Genomic DNA, 20,368 nt, shown 5'->3' on the forward strand with positions numbered 1-20,368 from the left:
AAGATTGTGTGAGAAATTACAGGAATAGGACTATAAAAATGGCATATGAAGTGAGTATGCTCTATCATCTTCATATGCCATCTTGATTTTTAGGGACATTTACTGAATATCCCTAAGTACAAATATAACAAAAAAGGCAATATCCGTTAACAGATATTGCCTAATTCTTTTAATACACCCTAAAAACTAATCTCTCTCTTATAAAAACTAATTTACTCTATCGCTTTCTAAATGACACTGCAAATTTAAAGAGTTCTCCGGGGCTACGATTTGACATAAGTCAAAAAAACGATTATTTTTTTAACCAACCCCATAATCCGCCTTTTCTCGACCGGGGAACCGAGGCATTGTCGCGATACAACTCCTCATACGTCAGTTTCTCCTGAATCATGCGGTAGATGTCTCCCCAGTCGGGTAGGCCGCCCAGGTTACGGTCGTCTATAAAGATGTCCGCCTTCACCTTGCGCGAGAAACCGTGATGCGCCGTATCCTCTTCGGGATAATCGCGGTTAATGGCATAAAACTCCACTCCCCGTTCCCTGCACCATTCCACGGCTTCTTCCAGCAGCTTTCCTTCGCGTACAGTCCATAATATCAGCCGGTGGCGGTCTTTAATCAGCATTTTCAGCGTATCGGTGGCGAAAGGTATTTCGTTTCCTATTTTAGGGTATCGGTGTTCTACGATTGTGCCGTCGAAATCAATGGCTATGGTCATAGAGTTGAAAACGAGCTGTTTATAAATTGTCCGGAATGAAAATAATCATCGCATTGTTTCCGGTTTTGTTCGCATAACCCATGGATTCGGGCGAGGCCGATGCGATTCTTTCGGGTGCGATACTGTATTTTTCTATCAGCATTTTCTTGATAGCTTCCGTACGGCTGTTGCGTAACGTCGTTTCGGTTTTCTTGTCTTTTACATCGTTGCTGAATGCCACGATTTTGATGATAGCCGGGTTTTCATTCATCCATTCGCCGATATTGTTCAGTTTGCCGGCTTGTTCTTCGCTGATGAATGCGCTGAATTCATCGAAGTTGATATCGACGGAAATCATTCCTCTCTGCTGTGAAGGTTCGATAACGACATTTTTACCGGCTTCGATTTTCTGCGTGTTTTGCGACTCCTGCTTCAGTTGCTCTATCTCTTCCAGCATCCGGTTCATTTTGTCTTTGATTTCCTGTACATCGGCTTTATCGGCGGGAGTTCCGTACATAGTCTTTTTAGATGTCTTATATTTGTCCTTGAAGCAGTAAGTAACACCGATGTTCAAGGCAGACTGTACGAACACATCGTCGGCATCTTTTCCTTTGTAATATTTAGGCAGGATAGTGAAAGAAGGTTCAAGGAACAGGCTGATTTTTCTGTTCAGGTTGTACGAGGCTTGTAATGCAATCTTTCCGCCGATAGAGCTGACATTCTTATTGTCGATGTCGAGCTTGTCCGTATTGAAATAGTTGTAGCTCGCTCCGATAATGGCGGCAAGGTTAAAGGGACGGTAACCTTTGTTTCCTACCAATGTCAGCATATAGTCCAGTTCGGCTCCGTATTGTTGGGCTTTCAGGGTCTTTACACGGTTCTTTCCTGCGAATGCGTTGATACGGAATGCCGAGTAGCGGCTCAGATGAATACCGGCTCCTATTTTTCCACCTACAATCATGTTTCCGGTAGTATTGGACAACCATTCTCCATTGACGGCTCCCGTTACGAACCAGTTGTACTTTTGGAACGATGTTTCGTCATTCTGTTCCTGTGCGGCAAGGCTGCCGGCGCTTATCAGTGCAGCAGCTAATATGATGTGTTTAAATCCGAATTTCATAACTTTATTTTTTAATAGAGTATTACGTTGATAGAGCCGATTTGCTCGTTTGTCTTTTGTCCGCCGGATACGGTTATGGATGTGATGTAGAACTTGTCACCGGCCTGCAATTGTCCGATAACTTTCTTCTGCTCATCGGAGAATTTATTTCCCTTGTTCTGGAGGGTGATTACCTTGTCGCTTCCAGCCCCGATAAAGACTGTTTCAAAGGATACGACCTCATAGCTTACCCGAGGCCCCTCATTGGCTTGTGCAGCCAATCCGCTCATGCCGAGCAGGTGCTTCTTGCTGATAGGTACATTGCCTTTGTACAATAACTCCTTGCCATTGCCGGAATAAACGATATAAGGTTGCGGAACGGGCAGGCTCTTTACCTCGTACTTGTATTGCGCCAGGACTTTTTCTCCATTGCTTACGGTGATACCGGCAGTACGGCTATCGTTGTCGGGTATGGCGATGTAGCGGTTATTCCGTTTCAACACCTTACCGTTTTGCATGGAAACTCTCAGTTGTTCCGGGGCGATGCCGATACTTGTCAGCCGTAATTTATTTTCATACCCTTTGTACAAAGTACCCACCTCCTCGGGAGCCATTTGCACGAAAGGAGCTTCTAACGTTCCGTCTGTCAGGATACCGGTGGGCACTCCGTTTACCAGAACCTGCTCGTCCGAGGCTTCCGCCTGTCGGGGAGAGGTTTCCGTTTGCGGGGCAACCGTTTCCGCTTTTTCCTCCGGAGTGGCCGGAGCGGGCTGCACTCCTTCACCGTTTGTCATGGCAAGCAGAACTTCCTTTTCGTAGTTCAGCAGCTCCACTTCCATTTTATCCAGGATTGCGATGCCCGCATTGGCGGTAAGATGCGAGAAGGTTTCTTCTTCCCATGTCGCACCGTTGGCCTGGGGAGTAATATTCAGGTAACTGTCTGCGAGTTTCTTCTGTGCATTATCGGCAATCATACCTCCCATTTCCTCCTTGAAAGTTACGATACTGTTTCTAAGACCGGCTCCCCGTCCGTTGCCGAGGACGGCAGGAGTTGCCCGCTCGTCATCGCGGTTCTTAAGGGTTCCGCTTTGGTAATCATCCTTGTCGGCTTTCTGGGTAATACTTTCTTTCAGGTCGTTCAACTCTTGCCGAATGGCATTGGTCTTGTCCTTTACGGACTGTACCTGTGTCTGGACTTCCGGCCTTTCCTGTTCCAGACGCACTCTCAATTCCTCGTTGTATGTCTGGAGCTGCACTATTTGCGGCCGGTAATCATTGCTGATAATATCATATCCTTCTATGGCATCTTTCGATATATGGATTGCCAGTATAGCAATCAATATGATATATATCAGGTTTATCATTTTTTGCCTCGGAGGCATTATGTATTTTGACATAGCTGTTGTTTTACTTGGTTGTTTTTACATTCATTGCATCCTGCATCTGTTTGTATTGCTTGTTCAGCAGTTCCATTTGTTGCTTCACTTGCTTCAACTGTGCTTCATGGGCTTCGTTCAATGCTTTCACATTGTCTTCCAGCCTTGCCATTTCTTGTTTATAGTTGTCGCTGTTTCCCGACAGCCTGAAATTTACCGGAGCAACCTTCGGGTCGGTATTTGCCTGTTTGTCATTCAGTATGGGGAATACCCTTTCCCATTTGTATTCCCTGGCAGGTTCATCGAATCCCGAGATGAAGAATATAAACACCTCGGTGTACAGGCCTATGGCCAGGAGAATATTGCCATACGGGAAATCGCCGATTTTAGAGATAGCACCCAAAATAACTAAACAGGCGCCCCAGCAATAGCAGAAATTATAAAAACGCTTTCCGGCTCTGCTTGATAAAAAATTGCGTAAACTCATAATATGTTATTTGAATAATGGTTCTTGATTGAAATTTTATCCTACTCGCGTACTTAATTGCCTGTGCTGCCGCCGGAATGCTGGCTGATTGCTCCGTTGGTATATTCTTCGGTATATCCGTTGTAACTGTTCAGCTTAACTTCTATCGGAGTACTCTGTCCACCGACCATTACGTGGAACGTATAGGTCTTTTCCAGGATATTGGCTTTGTTTCCATAATACAGCACATGATTGCCGCTTATGTTGGTAGTAAGCTCGGTTACCGTTTCGTATACACCCTCTTTGCCTTCCAGCAGTTCGATGTACTTCTCTATTACAGCGGCCAGCTTTGAGGATGCACCTTTGGCTGCCAGTGCATTGGCAGGAGAGGTAACGTAGCTCCAACCGTTTTTCACCGTAACATTCAGTTTTACGCCGGTCAAGGCATTGAATTCTCTATTTTCCAGTTTCAGCACTTCGCTTTTACCGTTTACGGCGTTGTATTCTACAGTTCCCGATGTTTTACTGCTTCTTTCGAATTCGATGTTCATTTCGTATTTTCCAGCTATTTTCTGTCCGGCAGGAATGGTTATCTCATACTTGTTAGTCTCAGAGTTGAAAACCGGTTGGGACAGATTTTGCTCAGCCCTCGTAGCTGCTTCATCTTTTCTGAGTGCCGACATATATTGTGTGTCGAAATAGCCGTCGGTTGCATTATCCGCCAGATTCTTGACGGCGATAGTCACATCCTCTTTTGCAGTGGCGTCCGCCGGTTCTGTCCTTACGGCTATATTGCTTACCGGTGCTTTGGTTTCGTTTGTAGTGGCTTGGGCTTCCTCATACACTACGGCTGCAACCTCTGTCGTCTCTTCCACAGTATTTGCCGGAATAATGACGGTAGCAGGGTCGGCACTGGTATCTGCAATGTTAGGAGCGGTAACTTCCACCCCGTCTGTCGGATTCACGGTTTTGGCTTCACTTTCATCATATACTATTTCTTTTGCCAGTCTTACATTCAGCGTTACCTGGCTACGGTTTTTGGCAGTAGATGCGATTACCGCTTCAGCTTCGAAAGTCTGTAAACCGCTGGCTGTAAACTTAACTTTATATGTAGTGGCATCATTTACCGTCAGTTTATAAACACCCTTACTATCGGTTGTAGTACTGATGCTGCCTGTTTCTACTTTGGTGTTTGCCACGACTCCTTTGCTGTCACTCACTTGTCCTACGATGTAGTATTCGGTTTTATCTTTTAACGGGTCGTCTACGATTTCATTTTCCTTGTCGTCCCCGCCGATACTGCAACCGGTTGTACTGAAAGCCATTACACATAACAAGAGGCTTCCGAATAAAAAGCTTTTTTGTTTCATAACTTTGTCTTTAAAAACTGATTTATTTAATTTTACTCACTTTGATTGTATCTTCTCAGCATCCTTAACCAGGAAATACCGGATATAGTCGGGTTGATAAAATCCGCTACTCCTGTTCTCACCGGGACGCGTATAGTAACTTTTCCCCATTTGCTCGTCGATATATTTTCCATGTGCCACCATACTGTAAGTCCATGCAAAATAGTCGGCAGGCTTTATCCTGAAGAAACCTTTCCGTTTCCACTTCTTGCCGGGCAGGGGAATTGCGAAATGGAATCCTCCGTTTATCTCCCCGTCCGTATATATTCCGAACAGCCCGATTGCATACTCTCCGAAATGCCTCGTACAGTCGCCTCTCACACCATAGTCGCCGAATATATACCGGTTGGCGCTTAAGTCGAACTGCAAGTTGGTGTGCGGTTCGTAATAAGATGCCGTAACCGATGCATTCATACGCAGCCTGGTTCCGATATACCAACCTTCATCGGCAGTTACGGCAGAGAAACCGGTGACACCCGCCTTAGCTCCCAGTTCTATGCGCCCGTTGTCGGTGCGGTATCTCATTTCCATTTGCGCACCTATGCGATTATTGGTGAAGTTGCCCACCGTCAGGCGTCCGAACAGGTTATGCTTCAGCCGTACATCTTGCGATAGGGCGATTATCCCCGGCCGTACCCGTTTCATCTCTCCGGTAAGGTTGGTCGCTACGGGAAGTATGACCTGCGCCGTCGCTTTGGCTCCTTTCCATAAAGCCATTTCTACGGCGGGGTTCAGGTTTATCGCATAAGTGTATAGCTCGTCGAATGTATTGTTCTCGAGGAAAAGGTCGGGATAGACTACCACATCCACTTTCCATGCCGATGTGTTTTCCGGTTTTCCGCTTTGTTTCAGCACCCTCATGGCATTGTCCGTATCGACGGATATCTGCATACATTCATATACTTGTACCAGGCCGATGCCGCCTTCTTTGTAGGCGCTTACCAGCGAGTCCGGTACAACGATGCATAGCCTCGGTATCCTGTTCTCCAGCACCACCAGTTGCAAATCGCCTCCGGATACACTTTCCAGGCAGGTCGTTACGGCTTTTCCTATACCGGTGTATGTTCCCCTGTATACATTATTCTCGAAAGCCACCGTGGTACTTCCCGGTGTTTGTACACACTGTATATTCTCCATTCCGATATCTTTCAGCTTTTCCGTAATCTGGGCATGCGCTACGGTGCACAGAAACATAAGAAATGTGGTAATGTATATTCCCTTCATCCCGGTGGGCTATGTCGTTAATGTATCAGTGTACATTCATACCTTATTCCGCCTGCTATGCAGCCGAATTCCCTGGTAAAGATGTGTACGGACAAATGTTTCCACAATCTTGCTGCGGCTCCCACGTTGAATCCGTCGGAGTCGTATTCCGCTATGAAGCTGATTTCCCTGCATCGGGCGGGGGAGTAGCTTACTCCGCCGAATGCTCCGTCCTGTATGCTATGCTTATTCAGGGGGAAATAATATCCGGCAGTCACTGCCAGCCTGTCGCCTTTCACTATCGAGAAACTTTTGGTAAGCACCCCGTAGACGGTAGCGAAATAGTTTGTACCCATATCTTTGAACGGGTCATTGGTTCCTATAACCACAGAAGGATGATACCGTCCTTCCTTCAACGGGCGGATACGCGCCGTCATGGAACGGTCTTGCTGAAAATAGCCCCTTTTCCCGTCATATCGGGTTGTCTTCAATAGCGTACACCGGTAACTCAGTTCCAGTATGGAAAGGAAAGTAATATTAACGAAGTAATTACCGGTGTTGAAGTTAAAGGGCGTCATTCCGTCCGGTAGGTAGTTGGCTCCCCCCATGAAAGTACCCGTTTCCTGCATGTCGGCTGTCGGAATGTTCAGCAGTCCGGTGTTCCCCATGGAATACTGCGCACGCATTATCGTACAACAAAAAAGCAGACAGAATAATGATAAGTATTTTTTTACAGGCATTATACCTCGGAAGAGTATGCTACGCTTTTGCCTGTCACATAGGTAATCGTTTCACAGACAGACAAATTAAAGAGTATGAAAAACTGTGCAAATGTATACATTCTGTTTGTATCAAGCAAGAAAAAAAGGAAAAATGTATTTATTCTTCCATTTGCGCTTTCAGATACAGTTTCTTTGCGAACCTCATGTCATGAGCCACCATAATCTTTACAAGTTCCTGGAAGCTCGTCTTTGTAGGATTCCAGCCCAGCAGCGTTTTTGCTTTAGTCGGGTCTCCCAGCAACTGTTCCACCTCGCAGGGACGGAAATATTTCGGGTCTACCTCTACCAGCGCCTTGCCGGTTTTCACATCGATACCTTTCTCATTCACCCCTTCGCCTTCCCAGCGCAGCTCTATACCTACCTCTTTGAAAGCCAGCGTGGCGAACTCGCGCACTGTATGCATCTCACCGGTAGCAATCACGAAATCCTCCGGCGTATCATGTTGCAGGATGAGCCACATACATTCCACGTAATCTTTGGCGTAACCCCAGTCGCGGCGTGCATCCAGATTTCCTAAATACAATTTATCCTGGAATCCTTGTGCTATGCGTGCGGCAGCCAGCGTAATCTTGCGGGTAACGAACGTTTCGCCGCGGCGTTCGCTCTCGTGGTTGAATAGAATACCGTTTACGGCAAACATACCGTAACTCTCGCGGTAATTCTTCGTAATCCAGAAACCGTATTGCTTGGCTACTCCGTACGGACTGCGTGGATAGAAGGGTGTAGTTTCCTTCTGCGGCACTTCCTGCACCTTGCCGAACAGCTCGGAGGTAGAAGCCTGATAAATTCTCGTCTTTTTCTCCATTCCCAGGATACGGACAGCTTCCAGCATGCGCAACGTACCCACTGCATCGGCTTCCGCCGTGTATTCGGGCACGTCGAAGGACACCTTTACATGGCTCTGTGCAGCGAGGTTGTATATCTCGTCGGGCTGTACCTGCTGGATAATACGGATAAGCGAACTGCTGTCCGTCATATCCCCGTAGTGCAGGTTTACCAAACGGTCTTTCTTCATATCGCGCACCCATTCATCCAAGTACAGATGCTCTATACGTCCGGTATTGAACGAAGACGAACGGCGCAGTATGCCGTGAACCTCATAATCCTTTTCAATCAAGAACTCGGCAAGGAACGAGCCGTCCTGTCCGGTGATACCGGAAATCAATGCTACTTTTTTCATTGTGTGTATTATATTAATTTGATATTTTCTCTTTTAATAAATACCCCAGAAATAAGGTATTTCCTATGATATATCTTTTCCACATCCTTTTAGGCTCCTTTATCAGGCGATACAGCCATTCCAGACTATGCTCCTGCCACCACAGCGGAGCACGCTGTATATTCTCGGCAAAAAAGTCGAACACTGCACCGATAGTACCTATCGTACCATTTACATCCAGCTCCTTCAGATGTGCATAAGCCCACTTTTCCTGCTTGGGAGCAGTCATGCCCACCCATAACAAATCAGGCTTTATGCTGTTCACTGCCTCTATCATCTGCCGGTTGTCTTCTTCTGAAAATTCAGCTTTGTAGGGTGGGGAATAGGTCTCTACCTGGATATTGGGATATAGTCCGGTAGCTTTTACCTTTATTTTTCTCAGCGTGTCGTCATTACTGCCTAGGAAGAAACAGATACCGCCTTTCCGGTTCAGCTTGTTCATTTCGTGCAGAAACAAATCCCAACCGGCAATCCGTTCAATCTTTTTATGCCTCAAAAACTTAAAAGCCAATACAATACTCGCGCCGTCCGGAATCAAGACATCTCCTTTCAGCAGCGCCTCGGCAAATGCCGCATCTTTTTGGGCTGTATTGTATGAGTGGGCGTTGATTGTGTTTATCAGTAACTTGCCTTCCGGCAAGGCGTCGAGCTCACTCCTATGTCCCAGGAGCGAAACCGTTTTTAATTTCAACATGTATTTGGAAAATGTATTTACCGTAGAATATGCTACGCTATTGCCTGTCACACAGAGAGTTGATAGGACGGGCACTTATGATGAAGTGTGATTTATGCGACAAAAATAAGTCAAATGTATATGATAAGCAAGAAAAATGCGAAGAATGTAGTTATTTATCAATGACCGGAGTATCCGTTCAGTTTGTTTTATGGTTGATGCAGATACCTTTCAGATACCATTCATACAGTCTGTGGATACCCTCGTCTATTTCTACTTTATGATGCCAGCCTAAGTCGTGCAGTTTGGTTACATCCGTCAGCTTGCGCAGAGTGCCGTCCGGTTTGCTTGCATCCCATTTCAGCTCCCCCTTAAATCCTACTTCTACCATGATTTTTTCGGCTACCTCCTTTATACTGATTTCCTTTCCGGTTCCTACGTTGATGTGGCAGTTGCGTATGTCTTTCGTTCCGGGAGTGTAAGTATCCTTGAAATCTACGTTCAGCAATACGTGTACGCTGGCATCCGCCATTTCCTCACTCCACAGGAATTCGCGCAGCGGAGTTCCCGTACCCCACAAAACAACAGCTTCCGGTGTAATTCCGAATCTTGCCAGCTCCGCCAGTATTTCCTCATTACTGTAACTTCCGTCTACCCCTTCTACCGGGCGTAAGTCGATGTCTTTCCTCACTGCATCCCAGTCGCCCTCGTTCAGGCATTTGGCAAGATAAATCTTACGTATCATGGCAGGCAGCACATGGCTGTTTTCCAAGTGGAAGTTATCATTCGGACCATACAAGTTAGTAGGCATCACCGCTATGTAATTCGTTCCATACTGCAAGTTGAAGCTTTCGCACATCTTCAGTCCGGCTATTTTGGCAATGGCATACGGCTCATTGGTGTATTCCAACGGGGAAGTCAGCAACACTTCCTCTTTCATCGGTTGCGGGGCTTCGCGTGGATAGATGCAGGTGCTCCCCAGGAAAAGCAGCTTTTTCACACCGTGTCGGAAACTTTCACCGATAACATTCTGTTGTATTTGCAGGTTTTGGTAGATGAAGTCCGCACGGTATTGCAGGTTGGCCATGATTCCACCCACATGAGCGGCTGCGAGCACCACGGCATCCGGCTGCTCTTCATCGAAGAATTTCTTTACGGCAACCCCGTCCAGCAAGTCCAGCTCCTTGTGCGAACGGCCTACCAGATTGGTGTATCCTCTTTGTAACAGGTTGTTCCAGATAGCCGAGCCCACTAACCCGTGATGACCGGCTATGTAAATTTTAGCATTTTTCTCTAACATGGCTGATACCGATTATATGTGTGGATTATTTATTCTTAATAAATTTAACAGATAAGTTTGCCAGTTTGATATTTTTATGTGTTGTTATGGCAAACTGCACAACTAATGGTTATAACTTCAATATCTGTAATTGCTTTTAAAGAGTGTAGGGTGTTGGTAGGTATACTGATAAAATCTCCACTGCCGCAAGTTGTCCGTTCCTTACCGGCCGTTATGGTTGCTTCCCCTTTTTGAAATAGGAAGAATTCTTCCATCGTGGGATGCAGGTGTTCCTCTACCACCTCGCCAGCTTTTAGCCGGGTTACGGCTATTTGGGTGAGGGGAGTGGATGTTTCCCGCCCATTTAGTAAGACTCTCTTTTCACCGATATTGTGGGTGGTAGTGATAACCGATAACTTTTTGATGCTTTTCTTATTTATAGTCATTTAATACATTATTATATAGAGCAACCATTTGTTTGGCTTTATTATCCCATGATAGTTCTTCTTGTCTTTGGTTACATTGTTCGGATAATTTCCGTAAAATATCCCTATGGTGATATAAATGATCAATCTTTTTGGCAAACTCTTTGATAGATTGTTGGGGAGTGCTTAGGGGTATTTTCATACCTACTTGTTCATTGACGGAATCACCTTGGCCGCAGGCATCAAAACAGATTACGGGAAGATTATTACCTATGGCTTCCAGTACTACGTGTGGAGTACCTTCTGCCACACTTGTAAAGAAAAATATGTCGGATTGCTGCATGATTTCCTGTACTTTGTCATGACTGACAACACCATGCCAAATACATTGCTCTGCAATATGAAGCGATTCTGCCAATTCTTTATAAATCTTGTTATCTCCACTGCCGACAATATGTAGTTTAATGCTTTTATTGTGGATTTGAGCTATTGTTTGAATAGCTAACGATAGTTGTTTTCTAAAGTCTAGTTTGCCTACCCACAATAAATCTAATTTTTCTTTGTCTTTTTTGTCAAGTAGTATTTTGTTTTGCGGATAACATCCGGTTTCATTCAAAAGAGGTGATTCTATATTGAAAAATTTATTAAAACTCTTTTTCGATTCAGAAGAAGCTGAAATTATAACGGCTGCTTTTTTTGCGGCTTGATGTACTCGTTTACTGTACTTCAATTGGATTGTTGTTAAGAAATTTTTCAAGTGTATAAAAAGCTTTGCTTTTAAATTAACTCCTTGCAGATAAGCTGTCGGGAATTTTTCTTTAGCATCTACCGGCCCCCATACAAATGGTTTATTTTCTATCTTCCATAAATATCCGGGTTCACGAAAACCTATCATGTTCAATTGATGAACAACATCTATGTGCTGTTTAGCTATGATTTCTTTTGCCATTTCATAAGTTTTCCATTGCCATTCTTTATAGTATTTATAGAAGCGCCAATCTCCTTGGTTCCAGCACATCTTTCTTATTTTGTCCGATACCGGATTATAGTAGAAGTGCATGTTCTTTCCTTGAGGTATAGTAGGGAGTACAGTTTCTATATTTTCCTTGAATTCTCCTTCTGTGATAATGTGTAATTCGCAATACTTAGCGAGGTTTACACACCAATTCCAAGCCATACCGGGTTCGCTTCCCATATTGGGAGAGCAAGCGTATGCATTGATGAGTATTGATAGCATATTTCTTAATAGATTTTTATTGCTTCTTTTAGATTAAAAGGAGATGGAGAAAGAAATTGTAAAAACAGTGATGTTACGAACTTTAACGCATAAGCACTTATACTTATTAATATAAATACAATTATTGTATTTAAAGGAAAGAGCGCGTTAAATTTATCTGTTATGATGTGAAATTGTACTATATATATTTCAAGAGTCAAATTTGCTATTGTGAGGAATATCCATTTTAATTGGGGTGTTTGGAAAAGAGTTGTACACCAAGGATAACTTGCAACTTTATATATATAGAAAATAAAGAGATGTAGAGGTAATAATCCTATTATTTGTAAATAATACTTATAGTTTAAATAGCCTTTACTTATATATAGCACAATGAAGTATGCTATAAACCAAAATGACATCAATGTAAAATCTTTGGATAATGATTTCATTTTTATTATATTTTTATTGAGATACGTCAGCCCTCCCATTACCATTATGCTGAAATGACAGATGAAATGAAAGTTGGTGTGGAATATAGAACTTGCCACTTTAGGCATATATAAGAAATAACATATAGATGTTATGATAGAAAGTATGAAGACCGTTTTTTGTAGCTTAATTTTACCCCCCCCCATAACATTAATATTGATATTACCAAAAATAAAGAATAAAATATAATAGATTGCAATACATTGTAGAAACCAGTATTGATTAGCTATTATTAGGTTTTGCCAACTAATGGGACTATTCCAAAGAATAGCTGCGATTATACTCCATAGAAAAACAGAAGGCCACAACCGCTGTATTTTCTTTTTGTACCAACTAAGGAATATTTCTTTTCTTTTCTCAAATCCCATCATCAATAAGAAACCGGAAACAAAGAAAAAAAGTGCATTTCCATGTACACCTAAGGTAGCTAATGAAGGTGACACGTCCTTATATAAAGGGATAAAATGGGAATTTGTTATAAATATCGCGGCAAGAACTTTTAGGAAGTCTAAATTATAATATCTTGTAGACATATATCATTTTTTAGATTTTTATTTGATATCCTATTTTTTGGGTAAAAAATATTAATGTGTATAGTAAACTATAATACTTGTTTTTTATAAGAAAAATAGGTATTTTGTACTTTAGTGGAGCATTGGTGATATCTATATTTTCAATAGCTTGCCTGACGGGAGGAAAAGAAGAATACTTCCTTGAATAGCTTTATAAGTTTATATGACTCTTTTGATAATTTGACGCATAATTCTATGGCTGATAGCAATAACGAGCCATTATAACACCAAGATAAATCAATCTGATGCTTTTGTATATAGAGAATATTTATATTATTCCTTTCTTCCGCTAATTTTAATTTATTATTGAATAAGAGTATGGGGTTATTTAAAATTCTACTTATAGAGCCGGATGACCGTAGATAATAATTATATAGATGTTCTGATATTACTTTCATCTTTTGTGCATAGCACAAGTATTTCAGAATGAACATAGTGTCTTCATTTAGTGCTATATTTGGGAAAAGAAGTTTATTATTTATTATTATAGAACGTTTAAATATATAATGCCATACAGCTCCATGCATAAATCCTTTTATATTTGTTAAGGGAAGACCTTTAAACAAATTATCTAGATTTTTCTGTGAGTAACCAAACAAAGCAGGAATTACTTCTTCTATGATATCTTCATTATTTAGAGTCCTTTTTGATATGAAATTTTTTTGTTGTTCCAATTGGTTATTTCTGATGAAGTTGAAGTTAAATAATAAAATATCTGGGATATCAGTTTCTAATGTCTTTAAAATGATAGATATACTGTCAGTTGTAATATCGTCGTCTGCATCAATAAACCAAATATATTCTCCTTGTGCATATTCTATTCCAATATTTCTAGTATTGGATACTCCCTGATTTTCTATATTGTTTATAATTTTTACCCCCCCCCTCCCGTAAGTACTATGCAGATTGTAAGAAGTTAAGATATCACTTGTGCCATCTGTACTTCCATCATTGATAATTATAATTTCGTATAAGCCTTGATATTCTTCGCCAGAATTTTCTATTGATTTTAAGCAGTTTGTTATAAATTTGCTAGCGTTATAGCAAGGGATTATAATACTTAACATGATGTAATAGATTTATATTTGTTGTTTTTATAGATTTGAATATATCTTTTCCAATTGTCTATTAATGGTTGAAATATTAAAAGCTGTATGTGCTAAATGTAAAGATGCATTTACTAATTTTTTGTATAAATCATTATTTGTTATTATTCTTTCTAACTGTTTTGCTAATTCTATTTCGTTACCTACTTGAAAAACTAATCCATTTTCTCCATTTATCACAATGTCAGGAATACCACCAACAGGGGTAACTACGCTTGGAATGCCATAGGCCCATGCATCCAATACTCCCATTGGAAATCCTTCACCGTCACTGGCTAAACAATATATAGAAGCTTTTTGGAAAGCTTTTTCTTTTTTATTTCCTGACACCCAACCTAAAAATTCAACTTGCTTTTCTATGTTTAATTCTTTTGCTATTCGTTTTGCGTTTTCTATTTCTCCGTTACCAGCAAATGTGACTCTCCATTCTGGATATTTAGATGCGATTAAAGCAAAACCTCTAAGAAGTGTTCCATATCCTTTTCGAGGAATAATAGTACCAGCAAATAATATGGATTTTTCTCGCATGTCATCTCTTCTATTTACAGTAGGGCAAGGATTATACAGTACTTCTATGTGTTCTGTTAGCCCTAAAGCTTCTTTTATCCAACGTTTCCATTGTTCCGAAAGTACGAGTACTATATCTGCTTGCGAAAAAAGTTTTCGATATAATGTTTGATTATGAGGCTCAAATAAGAACTTTTCATTTGAAGGATGAAAATGAAAAATAATTTTCTTTTTCATCCATTTGGCAGGATAGAAGAATAGCTGCTTCCTTTTGGCTGATTGAGTGGTCGCTATATGTATATGTACTATATCATAAAATGGTAATAAGCAATAATATTCTATTAGAGCACTACCTAAATACCATAGCTTTCTTATATTGTTTCCGTCTTTATGCGTTTCAATCCATTTGCAATGAAATTTCTTCCATTGCTCACCCGTTTCGTGCGCTTTTATAACGGATGTAATACCACCTCGTGTTTTACGCGAGGTAGCTACAACTAAAACTTTTTTGTTCTTCATTATCCTAAACCTTTATGTCGTCAAATGGAATGTCTCCGATAGTAGCAGCAAGCAGGGCATAATGAGAGATGGAGTAAAGTTCCGGAGCACAGAAGCGATAGACAGCAATTCCTTTTGTCATTATATACAAGTCAAGGAAAGACTTGAAAGCGATATTTGCTTTGGCCTCTTCACTTACGTGACCGATATTATCGGATGGCAATACCTTAACGGGTATATCTAACAAAGAATTAAGAAACAACTTACTATCAGAGAAAATATAAACATCCTTTCCCGGATTTTTTGTTATCACTTGCCTAATTCCATCTTTACATCTTTCAATTAAGGCGTCTCGTTCTTCCTGTGTTTCTAAATGATTTTCAAAAAAAGTGTTTTCAAACTTTTCCAAAGCATTTACAAAACGAAGATGACATGACACATACCCTTTTTCCTCTATGTTAAAATCAGAATATGCTTTTTTTAGTTCTTCGCATGGTTCAAACAACTCATGGAAAAGCTCTGAAAACTTATATCCCGTATCAGGAAATATTCTTGGTATGTGATGCCCATCGTAGTTATAGCAATGATATTGCTTGTTTGATATAAGTCTTAAAGGCTTTGTTCGATAATGCTCATCAATGATTCTTGTATCCCGTAAGGAGTATTCCAAATCTTCTAATGTTGCCACCCAATCATATTTAGGTCTCAGATATTTTTCCAAATGAAATGGAGTCTCAAAAAAGAGTTTGAATTGATAACCATTCGACTTTGCCAAGTCATAACAAGACATAATTGCTTTAATTCTATCTGCTAGGCCTGGATGCTTCTTATTGGGAACAAAGACTAAATAAAGTACATTTCTATACTTTGCTCGTCCAAATCTACACTTTGTATAGTATTTAAAGTTTCTAAATTTAGGACGGAAAAAATGTAAAATGTTTCTAACTGCCGTCATGAATTTCGGCATATTTAATCCCTCTGTATCTTTTTCCATACTTGTTTCTGATAGATTATCCCGCTTTTAAAAAGTTTCACCTATGTTTTTATGTCCGATAGCCATGGCAAGAACAAAAAAGACAAATATAGGTAGTATCAAAGTCAGGAATAGGCGTTTTACAAAACTCATAAAATATGTACTTGTCCATGATTCGGATTTTTTATAACCTACCATTCCTCTGGTAAAAAAAGAATAGCGGCATGTGGAAAGAATAAATGATACGGTGTAGTAGTTTATTTTCTTCATAGTTTCCGGTTCCAATATTTATATGGAAAACTACAAGTAATATGGCAAAATCACGTATAGCGTCAATATATCCGATTTTTCTTTCAGTAAGATTAACTTTTTCCATAAATTGTCAGAACCAAAATTTAGGAAACAAAATTCTCATTAAATGACGAATTTGACATTTGATTTTGATACTTAAAGAATCTTGACGGAATTTACCTGTTGCTAAATCCTTTGAAGTACGCATACCCGTGATACCATTGAATAATACCTGATTACGAAAACGGAAGATGAAACGTTCGTCTTCTTTATACTTTCTTGCCATATTCAGCAGGTAATGCTCTGCCCATTTACCCTCAGTACAATCATCCATCTGCAAATAGCAGTCTAGCATTTCATTTTTATAATATTCCACTTGGAATACCCAGAAGCGACTATCTCCCCAATGTCCATAATTCTTAGAACCAATCATCTCATACAATCTCGTGTCTTTAATATCGCCCATAAAAACTTTATTGTATGCCCGCTTTTCTATCTCTCGTGTCATTGTCTGAATATTCACCATGGCATAACGCCCCGTAATTTTAAGGAAATGCGTACATTCTTTTAGTTTTTCTGAGCGCAGTACTCCTTCTTTAATCATCAGATATTCATTGAAACTTTTGCCTTTTTGAGGATTAAAAGGCAATTCTTCGTCAGGTCGTAATTGAATCCATTCTATATCTAGTTTATCATTAAATTCTTTTTTCAACTCAGACAAATCATAGTCCGAATTTTCCAAGAACACAATTGGATATTTCTTGCCTATTTTTATGGTATAATATCTCAAGGCAGATTTATACATTGTTGCCCTTTCTTCTGTACTGAAATTTCCTCCAATAACTTGTACTCTGACAGTTGCTGTTAGTAATATTGCTAACTTCATGCTTTTTTAATTTAAGTTCGATGATGATGCTTACAGGACTAAACTTTGTTGTAAGAGTCTATAAATTATGTACTATTATGTTTTCTTCAAATGCGAAAGTACATAAATAGATAAGTAACATTTATGTTTTATTAGAATAGTAAAAAGAGCATATATTGCGGGTAGTTTCTGATAAGGATATTTATTTAATATATTTTCCCAAATATTGTTTGAACATATTTGGTGGAGTAAATTCATCTTTTCGGTAAATTTTAGATTTGAATTGCATAAGTCAATCATAGCGTTTCTACTATAACCAATAAATAAACGCATGATACGTAGTTTCTCTTCATTTTGCCAATTGAATTCTTCTGCCTTCATTACCAATTTTTTATACATGGTTATTATCTTGTTATTTCTGTCTTTTCTAAATATGCGTGATAATGAATTAGCATTCAAGCAATAATAATAAAGGCAATCTGGGATATACGCTATGCGTTGTGCTTGAGTTAAGTAGTCAATATCGAAAACAATGTCCTCTGATATGATTTCTCTTTCCGAGCAGAAACGAATTTTATTTTTTTGTATGAGTTCATTGGAATATATGGCATGCCAAACCGACATAAACAAGGTTCTATCTTCTTTTTGTTCAGGAGTTCCTGCTATCATATTTAGCAAAACCTTTTCTTTAATATCTTTACCTTCATATATTGTGAAAGTCGTAACTTCTTGCTTGGATTTGGTATTATGTGAATCATATTGGTTAAAACCACAAAAAACAGTATCTAGATTATATTGAGTGGCTGTATTATATAACTTTTCATACATGGAAATATCTACGAAATCATCACTGTCAAGAAAAGCAATATATTTTCCAGTTGCTATTTCAAGTCCAGAGTTACGGGCGAATCCTAATCCTTCATTCTTTTTATGTATGACTTTTATGCGAGAATCTTGTTTTGCGTAGTTGTCGCACATGATAGAACAGTTATCAGGGGATTCATCGTCCACCATAATAATCTCAATCTCTTTTAATGTCTGTTTCAGCAAAGACTGCATGCAGCGCTCCAAATATGGTTCTACATTATAAACGGGAATTATTATTGAAACTTTTGGGGTATTGATGTCCATTATTTAATGTGTAGAATTTTATAAAATTTGTCAATAATTCTATCTTTTAATATACGTTGTGTATGCCAGCAATAGCCTTTTTTCTTTATTTTCTGGAAATTGTCAATTGTTACAGTTTCTACTTCTAAAGGTAAAAATTCGTCTGGGACGATTTTAAATTTATCCATTTGTAAGATGGATAAATTTAGTTTCATTACACGTTTTTGTAGATGCATATATAAAAAAAATTCCCTTTTTAAGATTCCGTTTTCTATATACAAGCGGTATAATCGTCCATTATCCCATAAGTATAGAGCTTCTCTCCTTTTCTCTATTTCATAACCATATGGTGCAGTTATATTTCCTATTCCTACATATTTTGTTCGGCGAAAATCATTATAAGACATTGATATATTTAATGATAAATCTTTATTAAATACAGATTTATTTTGAGATATAAAAATACGATTGATGTTATAGTTATTATTCCATTCTTCGTCAAACCAACAAATAGAAGGATTTTCTAAAACTTCTTTATATACATATTTATTGTTATATTTGGACATGAAAATCCTATTATTTTCTGTTGTATTACGATAAATAGTCATATGTCCAAGGCAAAACAATTTGTCATATTGGTCTAAAAAGCTTTTTGTTAGAATGCCGTTTAAATCACCCATTAACACGTCTGTATCGCAGTGTCCCCAATATCTGTATTCTTTAATGTATTCTTCAAAAATATAACCATACATGGGCTTTAAATCACATAATTTATATGGATTTTTTAATTTTACCTTACATTCAAATTTTGATTGTACTAATTTTTGACATTCTTCGAATGTCATACTAATTTTATGTACATTTGGCGGGTACGTATAATTAGTATTATCATCTGTGAATATTAACCAATCAAAATTGTTATTCAAACAGCATGTTTTTAGAAATAGGGGAAAATAATTTGAAAAACATCCAAAATAAGGAATAATAAAACATAGTTCTTTCACTTTTTTATCTTATTTTTTCTTATTACAAGTTCACGAGTTACACAAGGCCCTAAACCTAATATAAAATAAGGTACTGTGGCATAGAAAATACGTAATGTTGCATTATACCATATGGTGAGAACACATATTAGTGTTATAGTAATTGTTATATCATATAAATATCGGTATTGTATGGGTGCTTTATATTTATTATGCAAATTATAAATCAATAGGCTACCAAAAAAAGAAACATATAGTATTATGCCCAGCCATCCTGTTTGTAGGAACAGATTCTGAAAACTGAACCAATTATAATTAAGATATCTGTATTTATCAAAAAAAGAAGTATCAAGAAGCAGAAGTTGGTTTTCAATAGCATTTCCTAATCCTATGCCGAAAATGTACTCAATAGGAGAACCGAAGAATTTTTCTTGTATAATAGGAGCACTTCCAATACGTGGGAGGCCATAACTCCAACCACCGGATTGTTGGGCGTATTCTAGCGCATCATTTATATTGGTTAATGTTCCGGCTTGGCCTTCAGAAAGATTATTAAAGGCAATGATGATAGCAATAAGCATTATTATACTTGTGAGTAATTTTTTAGGAGTAAAGCCATTTGATAAAGAAAAATAAAATAGAATAACTGCTGCTTCAATAAAAATAAATCTTTCATCTTGTATTATTGCTATAAAAAAACAAGATATAAGGACGAACAGCAGTTTTTGTAAAGAAACTAACCGTTGGTAGTAAGCATAAAAATAATATGTCATTAATACACCGCAAAATATATCTTGAGTTACACCTGCTGTAAATGCTCCATTATTAAAATCTTCTGTATAGCCAAAGACGAGCCATTGTACAAGAGTGAAAAAAATATTTAAAAATTGAAATTTATAAAGTAATTTAAATATATGATGATAATCTTTAATTTTAAGATAAGCAGCGGAGGCAAATAATAATACCATTGATAAGTAGTCACCTCGGAATCCAAATACATAATTGAAAGGACTGACAGATTGTAATAAAGCCCCTATGACAGATGCTATAAACATCGTTATCATAATTATGAAAGGGAATTCTAATTTACAAATCTTTATTTGATAGGGATGATAATATACAAGTATTAT

General features: G+C 39.1%; 20 protein-coding genes. All 20 read right to left on the bottom strand.

From position 1 onward, the window contains the following. Positions 1 to 292 precede the first annotated feature (292 nt). The 20 genes from C233_RS0108845 to C233_RS0108940 all read right to left on the bottom strand — a co-directional run bounded on the left by C233_RS0108845 (position 293) and on the right by C233_RS0108940 (position 20,293). Positions 293 to 715, bottom strand: a complete 423-nt coding sequence (locus tag C233_RS0108845; RefSeq protein ID WP_018667245.1) for a BT0820 family HAD-type phosphatase — start codon at positions 713 to 715, stop codon at positions 293 to 295. A gap of 19 nt (positions 716 to 734) precedes the next feature. Continuing rightward, positions 735 to 1,814: an OmpA family protein gene (locus C233_RS0108850; RefSeq protein WP_018667246.1), complete on the bottom strand. Its 1,080-nt coding sequence runs from the start codon at positions 1,812 to 1,814 to the stop codon at positions 735 to 737. Between the two features lie 11 nt (positions 1,815 to 1,825). Further along, on the bottom strand, positions 1,826 to 3,190 hold the full coding sequence (gene porM / locus C233_RS0108855; protein WP_025069128.1) for a type IX secretion system motor protein PorM/GldM: 1,365 nt from the start codon (positions 3,188 to 3,190) through the stop codon (positions 1,826 to 1,828). Between the two features lie 10 nt (positions 3,191 to 3,200). Beyond that, positions 3,201 to 3,656: a type IX secretion system motor protein PorL/GldL gene (porL, locus tag C233_RS0108860; RefSeq protein WP_018667248.1), complete on the bottom strand. Its 456-nt coding sequence runs from the start codon at positions 3,654 to 3,656 to the stop codon at positions 3,201 to 3,203. A 53-nt stretch (positions 3,657 to 3,709) separates the two neighbouring features. After that, positions 3,710 to 5,005, bottom strand: a complete 1,296-nt coding sequence (locus C233_RS0108865) for a carboxypeptidase-like regulatory domain-containing protein (protein ID WP_026314800.1) — start codon at positions 5,003 to 5,005, stop codon at positions 3,710 to 3,712. A gap of 36 nt (positions 5,006 to 5,041) precedes the next feature. Then, positions 5,042 to 6,268 (bottom strand): YjbH domain-containing protein, encoded by a 1,227-nt coding sequence (locus tag C233_RS0108870; RefSeq protein WP_018667250.1) that lies wholly within the window; start codon positions 6,266 to 6,268, stop codon positions 5,042 to 5,044. A 17-nt stretch (positions 6,269 to 6,285) separates the two neighbouring features. Beyond that, the gene (locus C233_RS0108875) at positions 6,286 to 6,987 is read right to left on the bottom strand and encodes a YjbH domain-containing protein (RefSeq protein WP_025069129.1); all 702 of its coding nucleotides are present in this window, start codon (positions 6,985 to 6,987) and stop codon (positions 6,286 to 6,288) included. A 139-nt stretch (positions 6,988 to 7,126) separates the two neighbouring features. Continuing rightward, entirely contained in the window at positions 7,127 to 8,209 is a 1,083-nt protein-coding gene (gmd, locus tag C233_RS0108880) for a GDP-mannose 4,6-dehydratase (protein ID WP_018667252.1), read from the bottom strand. Between the two features lie 13 nt (positions 8,210 to 8,222). After that, a complete protein-coding gene (locus C233_RS0108885) occupies positions 8,223 to 8,942 on the bottom strand; it encodes a WecB/TagA/CpsF family glycosyltransferase (protein WP_018667253.1) in 720 nt (239 codons plus the stop codon). Positions 8,943 to 9,120: 178 nt separating this feature from the next. Then, a complete protein-coding gene (locus C233_RS0108890; RefSeq protein ID WP_018667254.1) occupies positions 9,121 to 10,221 on the bottom strand; it encodes a GDP-L-fucose synthase family protein in 1,101 nt (366 codons plus the stop codon). A 74-nt stretch (positions 10,222 to 10,295) separates the two neighbouring features. After that, the gene (locus tag C233_RS0108895) at positions 10,296 to 10,646 is read right to left on the bottom strand and encodes a cupin domain-containing protein (RefSeq protein ID WP_018667255.1); all 351 of its coding nucleotides are present in this window, start codon (positions 10,644 to 10,646) and stop codon (positions 10,296 to 10,298) included. Beyond that, on the bottom strand, positions 10,633 to 11,862 hold the full coding sequence (locus C233_RS0108900; RefSeq protein WP_018667256.1) for a glycosyltransferase family 4 protein: 1,230 nt from the start codon (positions 11,860 to 11,862) through the stop codon (positions 10,633 to 10,635). The genes C233_RS0108895 and C233_RS0108900 overlap by 14 nt, the downstream gene beginning before the upstream one ends. Before the next feature lie 5 nt (positions 11,863 to 11,867). Continuing rightward, positions 11,868 to 12,866 carry an acyltransferase family protein gene (locus C233_RS0108905; RefSeq protein ID WP_018667257.1) on the bottom strand — a complete coding sequence of 333 codons (999 nt, stop codon included), beginning with the start codon at positions 12,864 to 12,866 and terminating at the stop codon, positions 11,868 to 11,870. A 140-nt stretch (positions 12,867 to 13,006) separates the two neighbouring features. Beyond that, positions 13,007 to 13,972 carry a glycosyltransferase gene (locus tag C233_RS23235; RefSeq protein WP_018667258.1) on the bottom strand — a complete coding sequence of 322 codons (966 nt, stop codon included), beginning with the start codon at positions 13,970 to 13,972 and terminating at the stop codon, positions 13,007 to 13,009. Positions 13,973 to 13,999: 27 nt separating this feature from the next. Next, the gene (locus C233_RS0108915) at positions 14,000 to 15,037 is read right to left on the bottom strand and encodes a glycosyltransferase family 4 protein (RefSeq protein ID WP_018667259.1); all 1,038 of its coding nucleotides are present in this window, start codon (positions 15,035 to 15,037) and stop codon (positions 14,000 to 14,002) included. Between the two features lie 4 nt (positions 15,038 to 15,041). Continuing rightward, on the bottom strand, positions 15,042 to 16,010 hold the full coding sequence (locus tag C233_RS0108920) for a hypothetical protein (RefSeq protein ID WP_018667260.1): 969 nt from the start codon (positions 16,008 to 16,010) through the stop codon (positions 15,042 to 15,044). Positions 16,011 to 16,371: 361 nt separating this feature from the next. Then, on the bottom strand, positions 16,372 to 17,166 hold the full coding sequence (locus tag C233_RS0108925) for a hypothetical protein (protein WP_018667262.1): 795 nt from the start codon (positions 17,164 to 17,166) through the stop codon (positions 16,372 to 16,374). A 75-nt stretch (positions 17,167 to 17,241) separates the two neighbouring features. Further along, entirely contained in the window at positions 17,242 to 18,276 is a 1,035-nt protein-coding gene (locus tag C233_RS0108930; RefSeq protein ID WP_018667263.1) for a glycosyltransferase, read from the bottom strand. Beyond that, the gene (locus tag C233_RS22520) at positions 18,276 to 19,259 is read right to left on the bottom strand and encodes a DUF6625 family protein (protein WP_025069131.1); all 984 of its coding nucleotides are present in this window, start codon (positions 19,257 to 19,259) and stop codon (positions 18,276 to 18,278) included. Before C233_RS22520 ends, C233_RS0108930 begins: the two co-directional genes overlap by 1 nt. Beyond that, a complete protein-coding gene (locus C233_RS0108940; protein WP_128081974.1) occupies positions 19,256 to 20,293 on the bottom strand; it encodes a hypothetical protein in 1,038 nt (345 codons plus the stop codon). The genes C233_RS22520 and C233_RS0108940 overlap by 4 nt, the downstream gene beginning before the upstream one ends. Positions 20,294 to 20,368 lie beyond the last annotated feature (75 nt).

Origin of the sequence: Bacteroides gallinarum DSM 18171 = JCM 13658 (genome assembly GCF_000374365.1) — a bacterium.
GTDB classification, from domain to species: Bacteria; Bacteroidota; Bacteroidia; order Bacteroidales; family Bacteroidaceae; genus Bacteroides; species Bacteroides gallinarum.

Coding starts and splice junctions, on each gene's coding strand:
- C233_RS0108865 (WP_026314800.1), bottom strand. CDS start 5,005: ATGAAACAAAAAAGCTTTTTATTCGGAAGCCTCTTGTTATGTGTAATG.
- C233_RS0108875 (WP_025069129.1), bottom strand. CDS start 6,987: ATGCCTGTAAAAAAATACTTATCATTATTCTGTCTGCTTTTTTGTTGT.
- C233_RS0108845 (WP_018667245.1), bottom strand. CDS start 715: ATGACCATAGCCATTGATTTCGACGGCACAATCGTAGAACACCGATAC.
- C233_RS0108895 (WP_018667255.1), bottom strand. CDS start 10,646: ATGACTATAAATAAGAAAAGCATCAAAAAGTTATCGGTTATCACTACC.
- C233_RS0108920 (WP_018667260.1), bottom strand. CDS start 16,010: ATGGAAAAAGATACAGAGGGATTAAATATGCCGAAATTCATGACGGCA.
- porL (WP_018667248.1), bottom strand. CDS start 3,656: ATGAGTTTACGCAATTTTTTATCAAGCAGAGCCGGAAAGCGTTTTTAT.
- porM (WP_025069128.1), bottom strand. CDS start 3,190: ATGTCAAAATACATAATGCCTCCGAGGCAAAAAATGATAAACCTGATA.
- C233_RS0108940 (WP_128081974.1), bottom strand. CDS start 20,293: ATGTTTATAGCATCTGTCATAGGGGCTTTATTACAATCTGTCAGTCCT.
- C233_RS0108885 (WP_018667253.1), bottom strand. CDS start 8,942: ATGTTGAAATTAAAAACGGTTTCGCTCCTGGGACATAGGAGTGAGCTC.
- C233_RS0108905 (WP_018667257.1), bottom strand. CDS start 12,866: ATGTCTACAAGATATTATAATTTAGACTTCCTAAAAGTTCTTGCCGCG.
- gmd (WP_018667252.1), bottom strand. CDS start 8,209: ATGAAAAAAGTAGCATTGATTTCCGGTATCACCGGACAGGACGGCTCG.
- C233_RS0108930 (WP_018667263.1), bottom strand. CDS start 18,276: ATGGACATCAATACCCCAAAAGTTTCAATAATAATTCCCGTTTATAAT.
- C233_RS0108915 (WP_018667259.1), bottom strand. CDS start 15,037: ATGAAGAACAAAAAAGTTTTAGTTGTAGCTACCTCGCGTAAAACACGA.
- C233_RS0108890 (WP_018667254.1), bottom strand. CDS start 10,221: ATGTTAGAGAAAAATGCTAAAATTTACATAGCCGGTCATCACGGGTTA.
- C233_RS0108900 (WP_018667256.1), bottom strand. CDS start 11,862: ATGCTATCAATACTCATCAATGCATACGCTTGCTCTCCCAATATGGGA.
- C233_RS0108925 (WP_018667262.1), bottom strand. CDS start 17,166: ATGAAGTTAGCAATATTACTAACAGCAACTGTCAGAGTACAAGTTATT.
- C233_RS0108870 (WP_018667250.1), bottom strand. CDS start 6,268: ATGAAGGGAATATACATTACCACATTTCTTATGTTTCTGTGCACCGTA.
- C233_RS23235 (WP_018667258.1), bottom strand. CDS start 13,972: ATGTTAAGTATTATAATCCCTTGCTATAACGCTAGCAAATTTATAACA.
- C233_RS0108850 (WP_018667246.1), bottom strand. CDS start 1,814: ATGAAATTCGGATTTAAACACATCATATTAGCTGCTGCACTGATAAGC.